The sequence below is a fragment of the Nitrobacter sp. MLSD-S21 genome, assembly GCF_058809865.1.
In genome coordinates this window covers 618,628-637,947 of record NZ_JBXASZ010000001.1, presented here as the reverse complement: position 1 = coordinate 637,947, position 19,320 = coordinate 618,628, and the positions used below count along the sequence as shown (strand labels likewise).

Annotated in this window: 18 protein-coding genes and 2 tRNA genes; 5 read left to right on the top strand and 15 right to left on the bottom strand. The window is 59.4% G+C overall.

The window, feature by feature from the left end:
- Positions 1-45: 45 nt before the first annotated feature.
- From thiL to AC1RT6_RS03225, 8 genes are all read right to left on the bottom strand, one after another.
- Positions 46-1,014 (bottom strand): thiamine-phosphate kinase, encoded by a 969-nt coding sequence (gene thiL / locus AC1RT6_RS03260; protein ID WP_079446852.1) that lies wholly within the window; start codon positions 1,012-1,014, stop codon positions 46-48.
- A 45-nt stretch (positions 1,015-1,059) separates the two neighbouring features.
- Positions 1,060-1,542, bottom strand: coding sequence for a transcription antitermination factor NusB (gene nusB, locus AC1RT6_RS03255; RefSeq protein WP_079446853.1), 483 nt, complete (start codon positions 1,540-1,542; stop codon positions 1,060-1,062).
- A 7-nt stretch (positions 1,543-1,549) separates the two neighbouring features.
- On the bottom strand, positions 1,550-2,041 hold the full coding sequence (gene ribH / locus AC1RT6_RS03250; protein ID WP_079446854.1) for a 6,7-dimethyl-8-ribityllumazine synthase: 492 nt from the start codon (positions 2,039-2,041) through the stop codon (positions 1,550-1,552).
- A 69-nt stretch (positions 2,042-2,110) separates the two neighbouring features.
- Positions 2,111-2,740 (bottom strand): riboflavin synthase, encoded by a 630-nt coding sequence (locus AC1RT6_RS03245; RefSeq protein ID WP_079446855.1) that lies wholly within the window; start codon positions 2,738-2,740, stop codon positions 2,111-2,113.
- A gap of 159 nt (positions 2,741-2,899) precedes the next feature.
- On the bottom strand, positions 2,900-4,051 hold the full coding sequence (gene ribD / locus AC1RT6_RS03240; RefSeq protein ID WP_079446856.1) for a bifunctional diaminohydroxyphosphoribosylaminopyrimidine deaminase/5-amino-6-(5-phosphoribosylamino)uracil reductase RibD: 1,152 nt from the start codon (positions 4,049-4,051) through the stop codon (positions 2,900-2,902).
- Positions 4,048-4,530 carry a transcriptional regulator NrdR gene (gene nrdR / locus AC1RT6_RS03235; RefSeq protein WP_079446857.1) on the bottom strand — a complete coding sequence of 161 codons (483 nt, stop codon included), beginning with the start codon at positions 4,528-4,530 and terminating at the stop codon, positions 4,048-4,050. Before nrdR ends, ribD begins: the two co-directional genes overlap by 4 nt.
- A gap of 156 nt (positions 4,531-4,686) precedes the next feature.
- Positions 4,687-5,994, bottom strand: a complete 1,308-nt coding sequence (glyA, locus tag AC1RT6_RS03230) for a serine hydroxymethyltransferase (protein WP_079446858.1) — start codon at positions 5,992-5,994, stop codon at positions 4,687-4,689.
- Positions 5,995-6,170: 176 nt separating this feature from the next.
- Entirely contained in the window at positions 6,171-6,362 is a 192-nt protein-coding gene (locus AC1RT6_RS03225) for a DUF3606 domain-containing protein (protein WP_079446859.1), read from the bottom strand.
- A 258-nt stretch (positions 6,363-6,620) separates the two neighbouring features.
- Between AC1RT6_RS03225 and AC1RT6_RS03220 the strand changes: the two genes are divergently transcribed.
- Positions 6,621-7,616: a DUF4062 domain-containing protein gene (locus tag AC1RT6_RS03220; protein WP_079446860.1), complete on the top strand. Its 996-nt coding sequence runs from the start codon at positions 6,621-6,623 to the stop codon at positions 7,614-7,616.
- A 137-nt stretch (positions 7,617-7,753) separates the two neighbouring features.
- Here the strand turns inward: AC1RT6_RS03220 and AC1RT6_RS03215 are convergent.
- Positions 7,754-7,838: transfer RNA gene (locus tag AC1RT6_RS03215), tRNA-Leu, on the bottom strand.
- 248 nt (positions 7,839-8,086) lie between these two features.
- Positions 8,087-8,329, bottom strand: coding sequence for a FliM/FliN family flagellar motor switch protein (locus tag AC1RT6_RS03210; RefSeq protein WP_079446861.1), 243 nt, complete (start codon positions 8,327-8,329; stop codon positions 8,087-8,089).
- Positions 8,330-8,394: 65 nt separating this feature from the next.
- On the opposite strand from AC1RT6_RS03210, the gene lipB reads away from it, so the two are divergent.
- On the top strand, positions 8,395-9,120 hold the full coding sequence (lipB, locus tag AC1RT6_RS03205; protein WP_079446862.1) for a lipoyl(octanoyl) transferase LipB: 726 nt from the start codon (positions 8,395-8,397) through the stop codon (positions 9,118-9,120).
- 74 nt (positions 9,121-9,194) lie between these two features.
- On the opposite strand, the gene AC1RT6_RS03200 is transcribed toward lipB, so the two are convergent.
- The 3 genes from AC1RT6_RS03200 to AC1RT6_RS03190 form a co-directional block, all read right to left on the bottom strand.
- On the bottom strand, positions 9,195-9,494 hold the full coding sequence (locus AC1RT6_RS03200) for an acylphosphatase (protein WP_079447030.1): 300 nt from the start codon (positions 9,492-9,494) through the stop codon (positions 9,195-9,197).
- A 75-nt stretch (positions 9,495-9,569) separates the two neighbouring features.
- The gene (locus AC1RT6_RS03195) at positions 9,570-11,585 is read right to left on the bottom strand and encodes an acetyl-CoA carboxylase biotin carboxylase subunit (protein ID WP_472789828.1); all 2,016 of its coding nucleotides are present in this window, start codon (positions 11,583-11,585) and stop codon (positions 9,570-9,572) included.
- 275 nt (positions 11,586-11,860) lie between these two features.
- The gene (locus tag AC1RT6_RS03190) at positions 11,861-12,433 is read right to left on the bottom strand and encodes a hypothetical protein (protein ID WP_079446864.1); all 573 of its coding nucleotides are present in this window, start codon (positions 12,431-12,433) and stop codon (positions 11,861-11,863) included.
- Positions 12,434-12,797: 364 nt separating this feature from the next.
- On the opposite strand from AC1RT6_RS03190, the gene AC1RT6_RS03185 reads away from it, so the two are divergent.
- Positions 12,798-13,457, top strand: a complete 660-nt coding sequence (locus AC1RT6_RS03185) for a peroxiredoxin (RefSeq protein ID WP_079446865.1) — start codon at positions 12,798-12,800, stop codon at positions 13,455-13,457.
- A gap of 194 nt (positions 13,458-13,651) precedes the next feature.
- Complete coding sequence (locus AC1RT6_RS03180; RefSeq protein WP_079446866.1) at positions 13,652-14,779, top strand: S-(hydroxymethyl)glutathione dehydrogenase/class III alcohol dehydrogenase; 1,128 nt, start codon at positions 13,652-13,654, stop codon at positions 14,777-14,779.
- Positions 14,780-14,842: 63 nt separating this feature from the next.
- Here AC1RT6_RS03180 and AC1RT6_RS03175 read toward each other — a convergent pair whose 3' ends face one another.
- Positions 14,843-17,104 (bottom strand): CHASE2 domain-containing protein, encoded by a 2,262-nt coding sequence (locus tag AC1RT6_RS03175; RefSeq protein WP_079446867.1) that lies wholly within the window; start codon positions 17,102-17,104, stop codon positions 14,843-14,845.
- Between the two features lie 382 nt (positions 17,105-17,486).
- Positions 17,487-18,827, bottom strand: a complete 1,341-nt coding sequence (locus AC1RT6_RS03170) for a tetratricopeptide repeat protein (RefSeq protein ID WP_173815973.1) — start codon at positions 18,825-18,827, stop codon at positions 17,487-17,489.
- 325 nt (positions 18,828-19,152) lie between these two features.
- Between AC1RT6_RS03170 and AC1RT6_RS03165 the strand changes: the two genes are divergently transcribed.
- Positions 19,153-19,229: transfer RNA gene (locus tag AC1RT6_RS03165), tRNA-Arg, on the top strand.
- Positions 19,230-19,320 lie beyond the last annotated feature (91 nt).

Here is a 19,320-nt window from a genome sequence, read left to right as displayed (position 1 = left end):
AGACCGGGCGTTTTGGTATGTAGTGGAGCTGGCGGTCGCCACTATTCAGAAATGGCTGTAGGAAAGCCGCGGAAGTGCGACATCCTCGCCTTTTGTATCGAGCCATTTCGGAGCTGCGTTGCCCGCGATGATTTCTCCGATCGGAGTTACGACGACGCCAACGTTTCGTGCCGCCCGCGCGAAGTCGTCCCAGCGATCCTTCGCGACCGTACACAAAACCTCGTAATCGTCGCCGCCGCTCACAGCGGAGACGAAACTCGTCTGCCCCTGCTCTATCAGTCCGCGCGCAGCTTCAGAGAGTGGAACGGCTGCGGCATCAATGATCGCCGAAACTCCGGACGCGATACAAAGTTTTGCGAGGTCGCCCGCCAGACCATCGGAAACGTCCATCGCCGCCCGCGCATAGTGGCGGACAGCCTCTGCGAGAGGGATGCGGGGTTGCGGGACCCGATACCGGTCGATCAACGACTCACGAATCGCGGCGGCGTCGACCGTCACTTTGCCTGAGAGAATGGCGAGCCCGAGTGCGGCGTCGCCGATCGTGCCGGAGACGACGATACGGTCACCGGGCTGCGCGCGACTACGCAAGATCATTCCACCAACCGGCGCGCGACCGAACGCAGTGATGGACATCGTCAGCGGCCCTGGAGTGCCGACGGTATCGCCGCCGAGCAACGGACAGTCAAAGGTGATGGCGTCTTCGGCAAGCCCGCTCGCGAAGGCCGAGAGCCATCTCTCATCCGGCTCACGCAACGCCAGGGTCAGAACGAATCCGGCGGGCGTCGCACCTTTGGCGGCGAGATCGGACAGGTTGACACGCAAGGCTTTCTTGGCGACCGTTTCAGGCGGATCGCTGCTCCGAAAATGTACACCCTCGACAATAGCATCGGTTGTGACCACGAGATCGTCGTTGCCGCCTCGCAAGACAGCCGCATCGTCAGTGAGCCCCAACGCACCCGGATTGGTCGCGATCGGCTTGAAGTAGCGAGCGATTAGATCGTCCTCAACCGACATATTTCGACCCGTCAGGGTTCATGCGCAGCCGTAGCGGAATAGGCGTCAGCGAGTAAACTCGGCGGTGCGGAAATGGCGTGCGATCTGGTCAAGCACCGCATTGACCATACCAGCTTCATCATTTTCGACGAAAGCGTGTGCGACATCGACATATTCGGACACAACGACACGCGCCGGGATATCCATGCGATGCTCCAGTTCATATGAGCCGGCGCGGAGCACCGCGCGCAGGATCGCGGCGATCCGCTTCAGCGGCCAACTCTTCGACAGCGCATCGTCGATCAATGGGTCGATCCTGACCTGATCGCGAACCACGCCTGCCACCACGTCTCGAAAGAAGGCAGCCTCCGCAGGAAGATATCTGTCGCCTTCGACTTCGTTGCCGAGCCAGTGGCTATCAAACTCCGCAAAGACATCGTTAATGCCCGCTCCGCTGATCTCCATCTGATACAGCGCCTGCACCGCGGCGAGCCGTGCCGCGCCGCGCCTGTTTGCCTTCCTGTCGATACCTGCCTTGATGTTCGCCATCGCTCCGTTACGCCTTCGCCAATCGGCGTTTAATCCGCAGCATTGTCAACGCCGCCCGCGCCGCATGGCCGCCCTTGTTCAATTCGCCTGCACGCGCCCTCGCCCACGCTTGCGCATCGGTGTTGACCGTGATGATGCCATTGCCGAGAGGTACCCGCCGTTGCATCGACAGATCCATCAGCGCGCGGGAAGATTCCATCGAGACAATCTCGAAATGGATGGTGTCGCCCCGCACGACGCACCCGAGTGCGACCACAGCATCGTAAGGCTCGCTGCTCCGCTCGGCCGCATCAAGCGCGAAGACAATGGCTGCAGGAATCTCGAGAGCGCCCGGAACGGTGACGACATCATAACGGACGCCGGCAGATCGCAGTTCGGCGACCGCTCCTTCGAGCAACGCATCCTGGATATCGTCGTAGAACCGCGCTTCCACGATCAAGACATACGCGCCCGAGACGCTTGTTTGATCCTTAAGCGGTGCGTGCCTTGCCTCTGCCATTCATGCTCCGGTTAGCCGTGCCGGGCTCGCCCGGTATTCTTTCTGTCAAAGAGGCCCGCAGCCCGCGTATCATATTTCCGTCGATGAAGCGCACTTCATCTCGCTCAGGCGCGCGGCGTAACGCGCCATCAGGTCGACCTCGATATTGACCTCGCTGTCCGGGCGCCAGTTGCCCAGCGTGGTAAGGTCGAGCGTGCGCGGAATAGTGAGCACCGAGAATGCCTCCTTCCGAACGCTGTTCACCGTTAGCGATACGCCGTCCAATGTCACCGAGCCCTTGGCCGCGATGAAACGCGCTAAATTCGGGCTGGCGCAGAATTCAAAACGCGCCATGCCGTGTTGGTCATCGCGCGTCAGTATGGTCGCGGTTCCGTCGACATGACCCGCGACAATGTGGCCACCAAGCTCATCGCCGATCTTCAACGCGCGTTCGAGATTGAGCCGCGTTCCCGCCGCCCAGTGCTTTGCGGTCGTCACGTCGAGCGTCTCCGTCCCGACATCGACGTCGAACCAGGTCCGCCCCCCCGCGACGCCGGAGAGAACGACTGTCAGACACGTGCCGTTGCAAGCGATCGAGGCGCCATCTGCGATGGTGGTTTGATCATAGTGGCAGAGGATGCGAACTCGGTGCAGCCGGTTCTGCGCCGTGTGCGTCACACTTTCGATCTCGCCGACGTCGGTCACTATGCCGGTAAACATCAGAACCTTCCGAATCCAGGACTTCCGAGCGTTATGGCAGAACCGCTCGGTTCAAAGAATGGCGTCACTTCGCTCGTCATGCCCCACCATCACACGCGGCGACTGAAAGATGTAGATGCCAGACGCCAGGACAGCGCGACGGCTTTAGCGTAACTCCATTTAGATACGCTCGTAAATCGCGAGAGCGTCCTGATCCAGCGTTTCGCTCGCACGCATTTTGAATTGCGGTGACCCGGTAATGGTGGTCAGCGACAAGGCCCCGAGGGCGGCCACACCGTCGTCGCCGATCGGATCGGGACCGCGTAGCAACCAGGCTTCGTCAACCAACGCTGCCGCGACAAACGATGCCGCAACACGCGCTCCGCCTTCGATCATCAGCCGGTTGACCCCTCTTTCAGAGAGGGCGCGGAGAATCGCCACGAGATCGAGCCCGGGCGTTCCAACCGCGACCGGAACACGCATCACGTGCGCGCCAGCCGCGCCGAGTTTCATCGCCCTTGACGTTTCGGCAAAATCCGAGGTCATGATCCAAAGCGGAGTTTCGCGCGCGGACTGAACAAGGCGGCTGCTTTCCGGGATGCGCAGCGCGTGATCCAGGACCACACGCGGCGGCGAGCGCGTTTCCATGCCGGGAAGCCGGCAGGTCAGGAGAGGATCGTCAGCCAGAACGGTGCCGATGCCAACCAGAATCGCGCTGCATTGGGCCCGCAGCAGATGCGCCCGCGCCCTCGCTGCCTCGCCCGTGATCGCGACCGGTACGCCTCCGGCGGCAGCGATCTTTCCGTCGCTGGACACCGCGAGTTTAAGGATGATGTGGGGGCGTTTGTCCCGGACCCGCCGGAAATGCCCGGCATGATGGTGAGCCGCCTCGACCGCGCAAAGTCCGACATCCACCGATATACCAGCAGCCCGCAACCGCGCATGGCCCTGCCCTGCGACTTCGGGCGTGGGATCCTCGATCGCGGACACAACGCGCGTAATGCCGGCTGCGATCACGGCGTCGGCGCATGGCGGCGTTTTTCCAACGTGAGAACAGGGCTCCAGCGTGACATACAAGGTCGCACCTTGTGCCGCGCCCCCCGCCCGCCGCAGCGCCTCGGCCTCCGCGTGCGGGCGCCCTCCAGGCTGGGTCCAGCCGCGACCGACAATCACCCCGTCTTTCACGATAACGGCGCCCACGGCCGGGTTAGGTGCGCTCGCGCCCAAGCTGCGATGGCCCAGCGCAAGCGCTAGTTGCATGAAATGCAAGTCGGCGACCTTCTCCGTCCGGAGGTTAGCGCCGTTCTGCTCTTCCAGAATGCGGAAGATCATTTGCGCAGCGGTACCCGCCGCGCATCGTCCTCGCTGGAAAGTTCGCCCAGTACTGTCTCGAAATCCTTGGCCTCGCGGAAATTGCGGTAGACCGAGGCAAAGCGCACATAGGCCACATCGTCGAGGCTTCGCAGGTGTTCCATTACGATCTCGCCGATGGTTTCGGACGAAATTTCTGCCTCACCACCACTCTCGAGCTCGCGGACGATGGCCGAGACCATGGTTTCGATCCGCTCGGGTTCGACCGGCCGCTTTCGCAAGCTGATTTGCAGCGAACGCACCAGCTTGTCGCGGTCGAACGGCACCCGCCGGCCGTTGCGCTTGATAACCGTGAGTTCGCGCAGTTGCACCCGCTCAAAGGTTGTGAAGCGGAAATTGCATGCCATACAGACCCGCCTGCGCCGGATAACGGCCGAATCTTCGGTCGGCCGGGAATCCTTGACCTGCGTATCCAAACTGTTGCAGCTCGGGCAGCGCATCTCTCAACTCACCTTACCATCGCCGAAAAACGGCTCTTCGAAGCCGGGTTTCTGAGCGCTCTTACTGTCATATTAATTTATTACTTTCAAGGAGATGAGCGCATAAATTAATTCAGAAGATGACTCTTCGAAACGTCACCAAATTCATACGCAAGTTCATCTGTCCTGATAGATCGGAAAGCGATCCGTCAGCGCCTTGACCTTCTCCTTCACGGCAGCCTCGACCAGCGGCGCCTTGCCGTCCTCCGACTGTGCGATGGCCTTGAGTACTTCCGCTATCAGGCCGCCGACCTGTTTGAACTCGGTCACCCCGAAGCCGCGCGTGGTGGTGGCCGGCGTGCCGAGGCGCAGGCCCGACGTCACGAATGGCTTTTCAGGATCGAAAGGAATGCCGTTTTTATTGCAGGTTAGCCCAGCGCGAACGAGCGCCTTTTCCGAAATGTTTCCCTTCAATCCCTTGGGCCGAAGGTCCACCAGCATCAGGTGGTTGTCTGTGCCTCCGGAAACGATGTCGAAGCCGTGGCCACGCAGGCTTTCGGCAAGCGCCTTAGCGTTTTCGACGACGTTTTTCGCGTAGATCTTGAAGTCCGGACGCAACGCCTCGCCGAACGCCACGGCCTTGGCGGCGATGACATGCATCAGCGGGCCGCCCTGCAGGCCTGGGAAGATTGCCGAATTGAACTTCTTGGCCAGCGCTTCATCATTGCACAGGATTAGGCCGCCGCGCGGACCGCGCAGCGACTTGTGGGTGGTGGTGGTTGTCACATGCGCGTGCGGCACCGGTGAGGCGTGCACGCCACCGGCGACGAGGCCGGCGAAGTGCGCCATATCCACCATCAAATACGCTCCGACGCTGTCGGCGATCTCGCGAAAGCGCTTGAAATCCCACGGCCGCGAATAGGCCGAACCGCCGGCGATGATCAGCTTCGGCTTGACCTCCTCGGCGCGATGAGCCACCTCGTCCATATCGATCAGGTGATCGTCGCGCCTCACGGTGTAGTGTGCGGCCTTGAACCACTTGCCGGACATGTTGACCGGCGCGCCGTGCGTCAGGTGGCCTCCGGCAGCGAGGTCGAGCCCCATGAAAGTATCGCCAGGCTGCAGGAGCGCCAGAAAGACCGCCTGGTTCATCTGGCTGCCCGAGTTCGGCTGGACGTTGGCAAACCGGGCGCCGAACAGCTTTTTGGCGCGCTCGATCGCCAGCGTTTCGGCGACATCGACCCATTCACATCCGCCATAATAACGCGCACCCGGATAGCCTTCCGCGTACTTGTTGGTCATCACCGAGCCCTGCGCCTCCAGAACCGCGCGGCTGACGATGTTTTCCGACGCGATCAGCTCGATCTCGTGACGCTGACGGCCCAATTCGCCGTTGATCGCGGCGGCGATCTCCGGATCGGCCTCGGCAAGGGTGGCCGCAAAGAAAGGATCGGGGGCGGAGGTGGTTTTGGCGGAAGAGTCCATGCAGAATACCCTCGGGAGCGCAGCCGTAGTGCACGGGTGCGAACAGCAATAGCACGTGATCGAAGCGGCTTCCGCCAGATAGCACATCGAATCAGGGCGGCCAAGGTGTTGCGCCTCGGCTCCGAGGTTCAGGCAATATATGGTGGATGCGCAGGCGAAATTTCGGCGGAGAGCCTCTATTTTTCGAGGCGGTGCCGCACAGCGGCCAGCGAGGTTCCCACCTCCGAAATGGCTTCCAGCAGCCTCTCGCGGGGGACATTCAGCCGGCTCGCCCAAAGATCGGTTTGAGCGTTGTCATTCGGGTCCACCGTGCCCGCCGGTTTCTGGTAGGTGGATATCACGGTGGCGACTGAGACAAGCCGGATCATCCTGCAATTCTAGCACTCGAGCATCATCCCGCCACTCTGCCGAGCAGCAACGGTTAAAATCCGGTGTTTTATTCGATTAAAAGCAGCAGCCAACCGTGAGCGCGAATGCTCTGGTCTGGTAAACAAAGATTAAGACTCACATCGGGTTGGCCGCGACGTGCCCGAAACGCCTTCCACTTGTCCCAGCCACATGACAGATGATTGACGAATCCAGGTGCCGGCAGCGAGGGTCAAATCCGGTGATGAGGAAAAGTTCAAGTGGATCGGGTTTTTCAGATTTTCATTACTTCGACGGACGCCGATTTGAAGGACGAGCGTCAGGCCGTCAGCAACACGCTGGCAAAAGCAGGATACATGCCCGCCGGCATGGAATCGTTTCCAGTAACTGATCAACAGCAACTGGACTACATCAAGCGGATCATTGATCGCAGCGATTATTATATCATGATCGTCGGCCGCCGTTACGGCTCGCTGTCCGGCGATGAACTGACTTTCACGGAAAACGCATTTGAGTATACGCAATCAAAAGGCATTCCCATACTTGCGTTCCTTCCGGAAAACCCGGGCGGCATTGCGTGCGGCACTGAATCAGAAGCACCGCTAAAAGAAAGACTGGATGCTTTCAAAGCTCGTTTGAAGACCGGTCGTATCGTCGAATCCTGGAGCAACGAAAACGACCTTTGCATGAAAGTTGTGATGGCCGTCGCAACGGCTGTGAATTTGAAACCTGGTATTGGCTGGATACGTGGTGATCAGGCCATCAATCCAAAGCTTCTCCAGGAGCTAGAAAAGCTGCGAATCGAGAATACGGATCTGCGTCAAAAGCTTGCCGATCTCGATAGTGACAAGTCATCGCCTCGTTCGACTCCAGATGGGCTAGCCGACCCAGTTGCGGTGGAATTGCTTATCTATCGAACGGAAGAAGGGACACCGGACAAGGTCTCGCACCCGATTTTATTGGGCGACCTTTTTGCCGGGCTCTATGGCCATCTCCTCAAAAGCCCATCAGAAGCCTACGTGCGGGAGCTTATTGGATTCTGGTACCGGCAGAAACTTCACATTTCTGATTATTGCGAACTTAGCGACAGGAGCACGATCGTCATCCGGGATAAACTGGAAGCTTTGGGTTTGATCAAGTCCCGGTCGATCATCGCGGGTTTTTCCAATCACATCGCTTGGTCTCTGACTGAAAAAGGAAGACGTTTTCCCGAGTCGGGGAACATACCAATCGGCCACTCAGGCTCCGAAACTTAAAAGAACCTCACATGCCGTTGACCCCGAGACCCGGGATGCCTTTCGGCGGCAGGAGCAAGCCTTCGCGGATCAAAAAGGGAAGACTCGCCGCAGGCGCATCGGGGCACCGCGGCGGTTATTCGATCCGTCTTATCAGATGGTGCGCTCGAAAGGACTCGAACCTTCACGAATTTCTTCACTGCCACCTCAAGGCAGCGCGTCTACCAATTCCGCCACGAGCGCTTAAAAGTCGGTTCAGGCTGGCGCCCGACCCATCAATGGCGCCGATTTAACAAAACAATGGTGGAGGGACAAGGCCCAGCGAGACGTTCCTTCTCCGATCGAGGCCCGAAAGCGCGGCAATCCCCGTGCGATATTAACACCGGAAATCAGGACGTTTCTGCGTTCTTTTGATCCAGATGTCAGATTTCGAGCCCCTCCGCTTCTGACAGAATGAAAAGCGGGGCTCCATAATTTTGATCGGAGTAGCTTTATCGGCGGTCTGGCGTGCGAGGCAGCATCTGTTTGACTTCAACCGCGATGCGGTTCCGGTTGACCATCACAACACCGCTGGCGATCGGCAAGTTATTGGCCAGGATCTTGACCTCGTCCTGCTCGGTGGCATCAAGCTCGATAATGGCGCCACGGCTGAGCCGCATGACCTGATGAACGGGCATGGACGTGGTCCCCAGGACCACCATGAGATCGACAGATACTTTATCGAGCGTCGCCACGAAATGCAGACTCACCAACCGTGCGGATTGCTACCATCTCCAGACCACCACGTTAGGGTTAGCCAATGGTTAATGACCGTCAAACCCTCGATTTGAAGCTGTTTGCCGCCTCGCCCAGCGAGCCTGTGGAGTGGCGACAGTCCGATCATCCCGTGCCCTATCTGGAAGCTGTAGAGGCCATGGAAAGGCGGGCCGCGGCGATTGCCTCGGGCGAGGCTACGGAGCAGGTCTGGCTGCTGGCGCACCCGCCGCTTTACACGTCTGGCACCAGTGGGCGCAAAGCCGATTTGCTGAAGACCCGCTTTCCGCTATTCGCGACCGGCCGTGGCGGCCAGATCACCTATCATGGCCCCGGCCAGCGCATCGCTTATGTCATGCTGGATCTGAAGCGCCGCCGGCCGGACGTTCGGGACTTCATAGCCCGCCTTGAGGAATGGATCATCCGCACGCTCCACGCCTTCGGCGTCAAGGGAGAAAGGCGCGAGGAACGGGTCGGCGTCTGGGTGGTGCGCCCGGACAAAGGCCCGGGCCACGAGGATAAGATTGCAGCGATCGGCGTGCGGATCCGCCGCTGGGTATCGTTCCACGGCATCTCGCTCAATGTCGATCCCGATCTCAGTCATTTTGCCGACATCGTGCCCTGCGGTGTCACCGACCCCCGTTACGGCGTGACGAGCCTCGCCGACCTTGGTCTGCGTATCAGGCTGGCAGATGTCGATGACGCTCTGAAGCGCACCTTCGGCGAAGTATTCGGATCCTCGGAACTGCGTCTCACGGAGACAACGGCCTGACCGTCACGCGACGAAGGCCGCGCGATCATGGTCCGCCCTGTGGACAGGCTAGGCCTTTCGTTGCGGATCTTTGCCTACACCGTCGGAAGTTGTGAGAAGCGCTCGCCCGGCCGGATCATCTTCACGGCGTTCGCCGTCACAGCCTGGTCTTCGACCCCATCCACCCGAGCAAATTCCGGCCCGTTCTGGCACCGCGCCGTCATCTCTGCGACAGCCTCGGCCGACCCTGCGAACAAAGCCTCGACGCTGCCGTCACGCCGGTTACGTACCCAGCCACCAACACCGAGGCGGATTGCTTCGCGCATCATCCAGTAGCGGAAACCAACGCCCTGAACGCGACCGCGGATCACGACCTGGCGAACTACCTCATCCATCCAGAACTCCGGTCGGGCGCCGCCGGGCGGAAGCACGGCACGCAGTTTCGGTGCATGGAGACGCCATGGGAAACCTCAGGCGAATTCGAGGATGAGCGCATCCACCGCCAGCGTCGCTCCGGGTACGGCCGCAATCGTCTTGACCGTTCCGTCTTGCTCGGCGCGCAGCACGTTCTGCATCTTCATCGCCTCGATAATCGCCAGTGTCTCGCCGGCCTTGACCTCCTGCCCTTCGGTGACGGCGATCGAGACGACGAGGCCCGGCATCGGACACAGCAGCTTTTTGCCGTTATCAGCGGCCGACACCACCGGCATAAGCCGCGCAGCTGCCGCCTCGGTTTTGGTAAACACACTGATCGCGACTTCGCAGCCCTGATGCGCAAGCCGAAATCCGTTCGTGATCGGCCTCACCTGTATTGCGATCGGATGCCCGTCCAGCGTGCCCTGCCAGACCGGCTGGCCAGGCACCCATCGTGAGAGCAATCGATGCGCTTTGCCGGCACCCTCACCCGCGTCCACGAAGTAAACCGTTATGGCGTCGCCGTCACGAGAGACATCGAGCAGGATTTCATCGCGATCGAGCCAAACGGCGCGGCCGCCTTCCCTCGCCACCGGGCGGCCGTTCAACTGGCCGGAAATCTGTCGCTTGCGCTCGCCGAGCACGTGATCGATCGCAGCCGCTACCGCCGCAAGCCTGCGCGCGATCTCGCCTTCCGGCGCGCGCGCGGTGAAGCCTTTCGGAAACTCCTCCGCGATGAACCCGGTCGAGAGATTACCGGCGCGCCAGCGCGCGTGACCCATCAAGGTCGACAAAAACGGAATGTTGTGTCGGATACCGTCGATGTAGAACGCATCCAGCGCATGGGCATGCGCCTCGATGGCGGCGACGCGGGACGGCCCATGAGTCACGAGCTTGGCGATCATCGGATCGTAATGAACTGTAATCTCGCCGCCCTCGCACACGCCGGTGTCGTTGCGCACGGTGACATCGTTTCGGCTGATTTCCGCCGGCGGCCGATATTTGACGAGACGTCCGATTGAAGGAAGAAAATTGCGGAAGGGATCTTCGGCATAGACGCGCGACTCAATTGCCCATCCCGTCAGCGTCACGTCCTTCTGCGCTATTGGCAGTTTTTCTCCTGCGGCAATACGGATCATCTGCTCGACCAGATCGATACCGGTAATCAGTTCGGTGACCGGATGCTCGACCTGTAGCCGTGTGTTCATCTCGAGGAAGTAAAAGCTCTTGTCCTGCCCGGCGACAAACTCGATCGTGCCTGCCGAGTCGTAGTTTACAGCTTTGGCCAGCGCCACGGCCTGCTCGCCCATCTTGCGCCGCGTGATCTCGTCGAGCAGCGGCGACGGCGCCTCCTCGATGACTTTCTGATTTCGTCGCTGGATCGAGCACTCGCGCTCGCCAAGATGGATCACGTTGCCATGCTTGTCGCCGAGCACCTGGATTTCGATATGTCGGGGATCGACGATAAACTTCTCGATGAAGACGCGGTCGTCGCCGAACGAGGCCTTCGCCTCCGCCTTCGCCAGGTTAAAACCCTCGACGACCTGGGCGCTCGAATGCGCAATGCGCATGCCCTTGCCTCCGCCGCCCGCCGACGCCTTGATTATCACCGGATAGCCGATCTCGCCGGCGATCTTCACCGCGTGCCTGTCGTCCTCGATCACGCCGAGGAAGCCCGGCACCGTCGAGACCCCGGCCTTGGCCGCCGCCTTCTTGGATTCGATCTTGTCACCCATTGCGGCGATCGCGCCGGGATTGGGCCCAATGAAAACGACGCCGGCATCTGCAAGCGCTCGCGGAAACTCCGCGCGCTCTGACAGAAACCCGTAGCCGGGATGGACGGCCTCCGCACCGCTCTTGCGGCAGGCTTCCACGATTTTCTCAATCACGAGATAACTCTCGGCGGCCGGCGGGGCGCCGATCGGCACGGCCTCGTCGGCCATCACGACGTGAAGCGCGTCTCGATCCGCCTCCGAGTACACGGCAACGGTTTCGATGCCCATCCGGCGGGCCGATCTGATGATCCGGCAGGCGATCTCGCCGCGATTGGCGATCAGAATTCGTTTGAACATGCCTGGCGACCTGCAACCTTCGGGCGCGGTCCAATCTTCAGCACGGCGTACGCGATCCCGCCTACGACGCTGTCATGTTTCCTCGTACAGAAAAATCAAACAGCAGCAAAGACTTTTCAGCGGGAGCGAACATCGAGGAGCCTCGATATGTCACCTTTCCGCTGACTGCCTATGACCTCGCTATCCGCTTCAGTTGTGACTGCTCGATCCGGAGCGCTCAACAAAAAGGCGGGCAAGAAGCCCGCCGTTCGTCGATTTAGTAAATTCCGCGTCCCTTACATGCCGAGGTCGAGAACGTTTGGAAGGTGCGCCAGCGGCAAGGTTGCCGCGCCGATCAGGCTGGCGACCAGTGCCATCAACTGACGATTGCTGCGGCGTTTGCCACGCATCTGGTTCGCAATCCATTCCAGCACTTCAATGTTGACGCCCACTGCCCGGGTCGGCGCCCAGCTTTCGATATCGGTATCCGGAGCCAAAGCGATGCGGCGCGCCGGCACCGGAAGCCCTGATGCGGACGCCGCGTGGTGGACGATGGCTTTGGCGAACAGATCGTCGAACCGTCCGTCATCGCTTCGCTCGGTGGCAGCATCATTGATTTCAAATAGCGCTTCAGCCTCTTCCCGGCTTACCGGCTGGTTGTCTACGGCAGCAGCCGTCAAAAGGTGCACACACCAAGACGTATCAGTGGAATCAAGCATTCTGGAGAAATGAACGCGGCCTCCGGCGGTCGGCCCCTCCCCGGTGATGACCCCGTTACGGACCTTAGCAAGCGCTGCCACCACGTCCTTCCGACTCGCAATGGCAAAAATATCGATAGGGGCGACGACGGCGGACAGGTCGGAAAGCATGGGAATGGTTCTCTTTTCTGGATCAGATCAGCAATTTCATGAGGGCATGAATCGTTCGTTAAAATTCGAACAATCTGTCGCCATGTCTCGCGTTTGATGGTCAATGAGGTTGTCGCCCCCATGGCGACCCCGGTTCAAGACGATGGCAACACCTTCCGGGGCGGATGGGGCAACATCGGGACATCTGCGATCACAATCTCGTAGGCTTTAATTCGCTGTACCTGCCAGTCGTCGACAGGAAGATGCTCCGCAACGCTCGCCAGGAGAAAAGATATTGCCCTTTTTCATTACCGGTTCCGTTTCGTCTGGCCCGAGCTTATAGTCCCGCCACCCCCGTTTAACTGTGACACGAGGACGTGAACTTATGACTTTATCGATTGGTTCGACCGCCCCTGATTTTGAAGCCGAGAGTACTGAAGGCAACATCAGCTTTCACAAGTGGCTCGGCGATAGCTGGGGGTTGTTTTTCTCACACCCCAAGGACTTCACGCCGGTCTGCACCACCGAACTCGGCGCCGTCGCCCGGCTCAAGCCGGAGTTCGACAAGCGGGGCGTCAAGCTAATCGGCATCAGCGTCGACCCAACCGACAAGCATCACCTTTGGTCCAAGGACATCGAGGAGACGCAGGGTGTCGCGCCGAACTATCCGCTGATTGCGGATGTCGATTTCAAGGTCGCCAAGCTCTACGGCATGTTGCCGGCCAGCACGTCCGGCGACGTCAACAAGCGGACGCCTGTCGATAATCAGACCGTGCGCAACATTTTCGTGATCGGTCCCGACAAGCAGGTCAAGATTGTCCTCATTTATCCGATGAGCACCGGCCGCAACTGGCAGGAGGTGCTGCGCGTCATCGACTCCTTGCAGCTCACCGCCAAACACGGCGTCTCGACGCCGTCGGACTGGAAGCAAGGCGACGATGTGTTCTTTTCGGCCGCGGTTCCGGAGGAAGAGGCCCGCAAGAAGTTCCCAAAGGGATGGAAGTCGCCGAAGCCATATTTCCGGATTGTCGAGCAGCCGAAGTAACGCGAGCTGTATTCAATCGAGAACACGCAGGAAGGGACGCCGTAGTGGCGTCCCTTCTTTTTGTTGCTGAGACATTTCGTGCCCGTCAGCCGCCCGTCATTGCGGCCTTGAAGACACGACCTTATCCTGGGCTGTAATACGCATTCCTGTGGGATGCTTTGTAATTGCAGAACGCCTGCCGAAGAGAAGTCACCATGCACGTTCGCGCCGCAGTTGCTATTGCCGCCAGCAAGCCACTTGAAGTCACGACGGTGGAACTCGATGGCCCGCGTGACGGAGAGGTCATGGTCGAGATCAAGGCGACCGGCGTCTGCCACACCGACGAGTTCACCTTGTCCGGCGCGGATCCGGAAGGATTGTTTCCGGCGATCCTCGGTCATGAGGGCGCTGGCATTGTCGTCGATGTCGGCAAGGGTGTGACCTCGGTGAAGAAAGGCGATCACGTTATTCCGCTCTACACGCCAGAATGCCGGCAATGTCCGTCATGCCTGTCGCGCAAGACCAATCTCTGCACGGCAATTCGCGCTACCCAGGGCCAGGGACTGATGCCGGACGGCACGTCGCGCTTCTCTTTGGACGGCAAGCCGATCCATCACTACATGGGCACTTCGACCTTCGCCAATTACACGGTGCTGCCGGAGATTGCGGTTGCCAAGATCCGCGAAGACGCCCCTTTCGACAAGGTCTGTTACATAGGCTGCGGCGTCACGACCGGAGTAGGCGCGGTCATTAACACCGCGAAGGTCGAACCCGGAGCCAAGGCGATCGTGTTCGGCCTCGGCGGTATCGGCCTGAACGTTCTACAAGGGTTACGGCTCGCCGGAGCCGACATGATTATCGGCGTGGACATCAACGACGACCGTAAAGCGTGGGGCGAACGCTTTGGCATGACGCATTTCGTCAACCCGACTGACGTCGGAAAGGATCTTGTCCCTCACCTGATCGATATGACGAAGTCCGGTGCTGATCAGATCGGCGGCGCGGATTATACCTTCGACTGCACCGGCAACGTGAAGGTGATGCGCCAGGCACTGGAAGCCTGCCATCGTGGTTGGGGACAGTCGATCGTCATCGGCGTCGCACCCGCCGGCGCGGAAATTGCGACGCGGCCGTTCCAGCTCGTCACGGGTCGCGTATGGAAAGGCACGGCGTTTGGCGGCGCACGCGGCCGAACCGATGTGCCGAAGATCGTCGACTGGTACATGCAGGGCAAAATCCAGATCGACCCGATGATCACGCACGTCATGCCGCTCGACGACATCAACAGAGCGTTCGACCTGATGCGCAAAGGCGAGTCGATCCGCAGCGTTGTGATCTTCTAGAGCCTTTCCGCTTCTGGCAAGATCAGAAGCGCGGCTCCATAATTTTGATCTGACGTGTTTTCTTCACGTTGCGTGAAGCGATGTGATCTGTTCAGCCAAGCGGTGATAGAAATCCTGCATGTCCTCGCCGGCGAGCTCTTGACAACGGGCCAGGGCGACTGTCGCCTCAGGCCCCTCGCCTGTTTTGATCGCGGTCAGCAGCGCGCCGTGATGACGCTTCAATTCGGCGAACTCTGGCGATCCCGCCATCGTATCGTCGCCAGCGATTGCATAAATTTTTGTGGGCCGTGACTTGCCTTTCAACAAGATCTCGCCCGCCTCGAGCAGCGCAATTCCTTTGACTCGTCGGGCCACGTCTTCCGAAACCAGAAGATCCACATTAAGCGCTTTGCTTGCCGACTCGATTCGTGCCGCCACGTTCACAACATCGCCCATAGCCGAATAATTAAATCGTCTTTGCGATCCCATGTTGCCGACGCAAGCCAGTCCGGCATTGATGCCGACCCCGATCTTGACGCGCGAGTCGTCGAAGCCGCGCGCAGAGAATCCAAAGACGTCGGCGTCGTTGAGCGCGCCGAGCGCCGCACGCATCTTGAGCGACGCCTGGCAGGCCCGGGTTGCATGATCGGACACGTCGACCGGCGCGTTCCAGAACGCCATGATCGAGTCGCCGATGTACTTGTCGATTGTCCCCAGTTCATCCTGTATTGCGTCCGACAGTGGCGCCAGCAGCGTGTTGATGAAATCGACCAGTTCCGTCGCGGTCAGAGCTTCGGAGATCGGGGTAAATCCGCGAACATCCATGAACATCACCGAAATATCGCGGGATTCGCCACCGAGACGCATCCCCTGCGGTGAATTTTCAAGCTGGGTCAGCAATTCCGGCGCGAGATACTGACCAAAGGCCTGCCGTACGAACTTCTTCTCTCGATCGGAGGCAACGTGAAGCACGCGCTCCACGGCGATATAGACCGCCAGCGCCGCCAGCGACGGGAAGATCGGATCAATCAAGAGGCGAAATTGCGAGAAAGCGATCCACGATCCGGCAAGCCCCGCGACAAATCCCACCACGCCGGCATAGAACGAAAACCGGGCGCCGAACATCAGGACCAGGCCGGCGACCAAGGCGCCGAACAATACGGTCAAGACGATTTCCAGTCCGTTCGTCCAGTCCGGACGTTCGATGAAGTCCTGCGCGAGGATCTGCTCGATCAACTGCGCCTGGATGGCGACGCCCGGAACCGGTCCGCCCAGAGGCGTCGCGCGTGAATCCATCAAACCCGCAGCCGATGCGCCGACGAGGACAATCGCGCCATCGATCAGCGGCTTCACCGTAGCCTCTTTAGCGGGATCAAGAATGTCTTTCACCGACACGTAACGCTGCGGCCGGTCGCGACTGAAATAGATCCGGGATTCGCCGTTGCTCGTTAACGGCAACTTGAACGCGCCTACCCGCATATCGATCAGCGCGTCGTGGCCCGTGTCACTGTCCCCGCTCGCTCCCGTGCCTCGCACGATAATGCTTTTCTGGTTCTGAGCGACCCGCAGCGCCTCAATCGCAAGGCTGGGGTAGATGCTCACGCCGTCAGAAAACACCATAGGCACCCGGCGGACGATGCCGCCGCGATCGAGCGAACTTAAATTGATGCCGCCGATACCTGCCGCCTTTTCGTTGAATATCGGCAGGCTCGACACCGTGCCGTGAAAGGGCGCAAGCACCTTCGTCGGATTGACGCCGACAAAGGCCACCCCGGCCCGGCCGGGCGGGCGGTTGTCGTTGGCGGCTCTGGTGGCGGCAAAGCCGAGTACGACCCCCGTCTTGCCGATAGCATCGGCGAACGCCTGATCGTGGTCAGGCAGGTTCGCGAGCAGCTTCATGGTTTGGTCGAGATCTGGCGCGCCGGAATCCCGCAAATCGTCGACAAGCCGGCTCGGCGTAGTTCGATCCGGCTCGGAGAAAATGACATCGTAGGCGATCACGCCCGCACCGAGATCGGCAAGCCGACGGGTCAGCGCCGCAAGACGTGTCCGCGGCCAAGGCCACTGGCCGTATTCCGAGATCGAGGCTTCATCGATATCGACGATCCGCACCGGCAGATCGGTATAGGCGCGCGGTTTGAGCCGCTGATAGGTATCGAACGTACGCTCCTTCAATTCGGTGACGATACGCGGATCATAAGCGCGCAGCGAAGTAAGCAGCACAAGGGTCGCTATCGCTGCACCGACCGCGCGAAGATTCTTGTTACGCGTCAGCCGGCGCAGACGCGCCCACGCTAACATCGTCCGCACGCGCAAGGTACTGCGCAAACGCGTTGCAGCCTTCATCGGTCCGTCTCGGCTTCAAATACGAACAGACGAATATGGCCGATACAGTCTGAAAAGCCCGTCGGCTTGCGGCCCGTTTCTGCGGGCCTTCTGCGCAAGCTGAGATTGGCGCAATCAAGGGACGACGACAAAGGGTCTGAATCCGGTTCAATGATTCTGTGATCGGCTCGATAATCCGTGGAGACACAACGACATCGCGAAATGTTACCGGCACATTAGCGGAATCCATTCCGTTTGGCGTACAAAAATAGCAGTTGATTGGATGCAGCTAATAGGTAATCGCCTGATGCATCGGCGAAGAACGCGGGCGAATTCGGCGGTTCACCGTCGACTTCGTGCCGCGCGGCTTGGGCGCGAGACGTATCGGGGTTAAACCTCCGGCTCAGAACCGCGCGGCCGGTCCGATCGAGACCGAGAAGTTGTCGGTTGTGTAATTCGGCAACGACGAGTCGATCTTGGTGTACAGAATTTGAGTCCGCAAACCCACGTTCTTGTATACTTGCGCATCGAAGATCGCACCGTACCGTTGCTCTTTGTCGTTCCGTATTTGAAACGGATCGACGATCGGGTTAGGCGCATCAAAATTGGCCCAGCTGAAGCCGATCGTCGGCGCGAATACAAACTGATGCGGCGTGCCGAACACCGACAAGACAAACCCATAAGGAGAAGCCATGTCGATCGAATAGCGCTTGTATGAGTAATAATCGAAGACAGCACGATTTTGTTCGAAACCTACACGCGTCGTCCAGTGCACTGACCCGAAGCCCACGTCCGAGGTCACCACCGCCGATAGCAGGTCTCCGGTCTGTTGGGCGGCTGTCGGAAAGTTGGACGAATTCGAAAAATCACGATGCCGTTGCTCGACGAACGCCTCCAGAATGCCGCGATCGCCGAGCGTCGTGCGCGCGGAAACGCCGCCGCCGCCAGCCGAGAAATAATTGGCGTCGCCCAGCCAGGCCTGGTCTCCGATGCCGTAAAGTTTGAACGATGCGTTCTGTCCGATCGCGATGCGCGGACCGACCACGAGCTCGACCAGACCAAGGTTGAATTGGTTGAGTTTGTATTGGCGCGAATTGATGCCTAGGAAGCTCGCTTCGATGGCGTCTCCCCGCGTGCCGATCTTATAGGCGTAGTTGGCTGTAAGTGTCTGGAACATATTCCAGTCCGGACGCTTGCCGTACGCGCTGTTGAGGATTGCATCCTGACCCAGCGCGCGCACCATCAGGCTTGAGGGGCCGAGGTTAGCGTTGGTTTGGTACCGCAAGCCGGCGGTGGTAAATACGCTGAATTCGTAGCGCGCAAGCCGGCGGTCGATCTCGGTCAAATAGGCGCGGACCTGGACGCGAATGTCATCAGGGGCGTCGGCGGCCTTGATCGCCTCCTGAAAATAGCTGCGCGCCAGTTCATATGAGCCGAGCTTGAAGTACAGTACGCCCAATTCGAGTTTAACGCGCGGCAAATTCGGATTGAAGAACAGCATCCGTTCAAGGGCGCCGATAGCTGCTTCATAGTCGCCGCGTTTGACGGCTTGCTCGGCGAACTTGAAACTGGCTTCCAAATCGGAAGGGTTTTTATACATCTGCTGGAACAGCGCATCGTAATCCTGCTGAACCACGGATGCTGCGGAAATGGGAGACGTCGTCGATTGGGCCGCGGCACCCGAACAGCACGCAGTCATCGTAAACAAGACGAACGCGACTTTCGCGGTCTGAATAAGTTTCACGCCACCCACCAAAACTACTAACTTGATGCGAAGCTCCCTTCCATCTCCGTGGAAATATGGAGCAAATTCGCAACGTTATGGCGGCCAGATTAGCGACAGCCTCCCCGATTGGAACAACGATAGCCGCTGGCTGACACGATTTTAGAGCGACGTCACCTTTTTACCACACATTGATTCAATAAAATCAATAGCTTAGTGGCATAGGGCGAACGCGGTCAGAGCAATCCGAACTCATCCAACGATCGGCCGTTGGAATACTCCCGGAAGAAGGACGGCTCGCCAAATCGCGTGACATCCGGACCCCGCAGTTCCTATAAGGAGGCCTGCGCTCGTAGCTCAGCTGGATAGAGCATCGGATTTCGATTCCGAGGGTCGGGAGTTCGAATCTCTCCGAGCGCGCCACTTAACTCTAAGTAAAATAAATACTTTTCGTATTTCGGTTTTGTTCTTTTGCTCTTTTTCGTGTCGCAGGCTCGTTTCGCACAATCCTTTG

Bases quoted from the DNA above. Each gene is read 5' to 3' on its own strand.
- thiL (WP_079446852.1), bottom strand. From the start codon at position 1,014: ATGTCGGTTGAGGACGATCTAATCGCTCGCTACTTCAAGCCGATCGCG.
- nusB (WP_079446853.1), bottom strand. From the start codon at position 1,542: ATGGCGAACATCAAGGCAGGTATCGACAGGAAGGCAAACAGGCGCGGC.
- ribH (WP_079446854.1), bottom strand. From the start codon at position 2,041: ATGGCAGAGGCAAGGCACGCACCGCTTAAGGATCAAACAAGCGTCTCG.
- AC1RT6_RS03245 (WP_079446855.1), bottom strand. From the start codon at position 2,740: ATGTTTACCGGCATAGTGACCGACGTCGGCGAGATCGAAAGTGTGACG.
- ribD (WP_079446856.1), bottom strand. From the start codon at position 4,051: ATGATCTTCCGCATTCTGGAAGAGCAGAACGGCGCTAACCTCCGGACG.
- nrdR (WP_079446857.1), bottom strand. From the start codon at position 4,530: ATGCGCTGCCCGAGCTGCAACAGTTTGGATACGCAGGTCAAGGATTCC.
- glyA (WP_079446858.1), bottom strand. From the start codon at position 5,994: ATGGACTCTTCCGCCAAAACCACCTCCGCCCCCGATCCTTTCTTTGCG.
- AC1RT6_RS03225 (WP_079446859.1), bottom strand. From the start codon at position 6,362: ATGATCCGGCTTGTCTCAGTCGCCACCGTGATATCCACCTACCAGAAA.
- lipB (WP_079446862.1), top strand. From the start codon at position 8,395: ATGGTTAATGACCGTCAAACCCTCGATTTGAAGCTGTTTGCCGCCTCG.
- AC1RT6_RS03200 (WP_079447030.1), bottom strand. From the start codon at position 9,494: ATGGATGAGGTAGTTCGCCAGGTCGTGATCCGCGGTCGCGTTCAGGGC.
- AC1RT6_RS03195 (WP_472789828.1), bottom strand. From the start codon at position 11,585: ATGTTCAAACGAATTCTGATCGCCAATCGCGGCGAGATCGCCTGCCGG.
- AC1RT6_RS03190 (WP_079446864.1), bottom strand. From the start codon at position 12,433: ATGCTTTCCGACCTGTCCGCCGTCGTCGCCCCTATCGATATTTTTGCC.
- AC1RT6_RS03185 (WP_079446865.1), top strand. From the start codon at position 12,798: ATGACTTTATCGATTGGTTCGACCGCCCCTGATTTTGAAGCCGAGAGT.
- AC1RT6_RS03180 (WP_079446866.1), top strand. From the start codon at position 13,652: ATGCACGTTCGCGCCGCAGTTGCTATTGCCGCCAGCAAGCCACTTGAA.
- AC1RT6_RS03175 (WP_079446867.1), bottom strand. From the start codon at position 17,104: ATGAAGGCTGCAACGCGTTTGCGCAGTACCTTGCGCGTGCGGACGATG.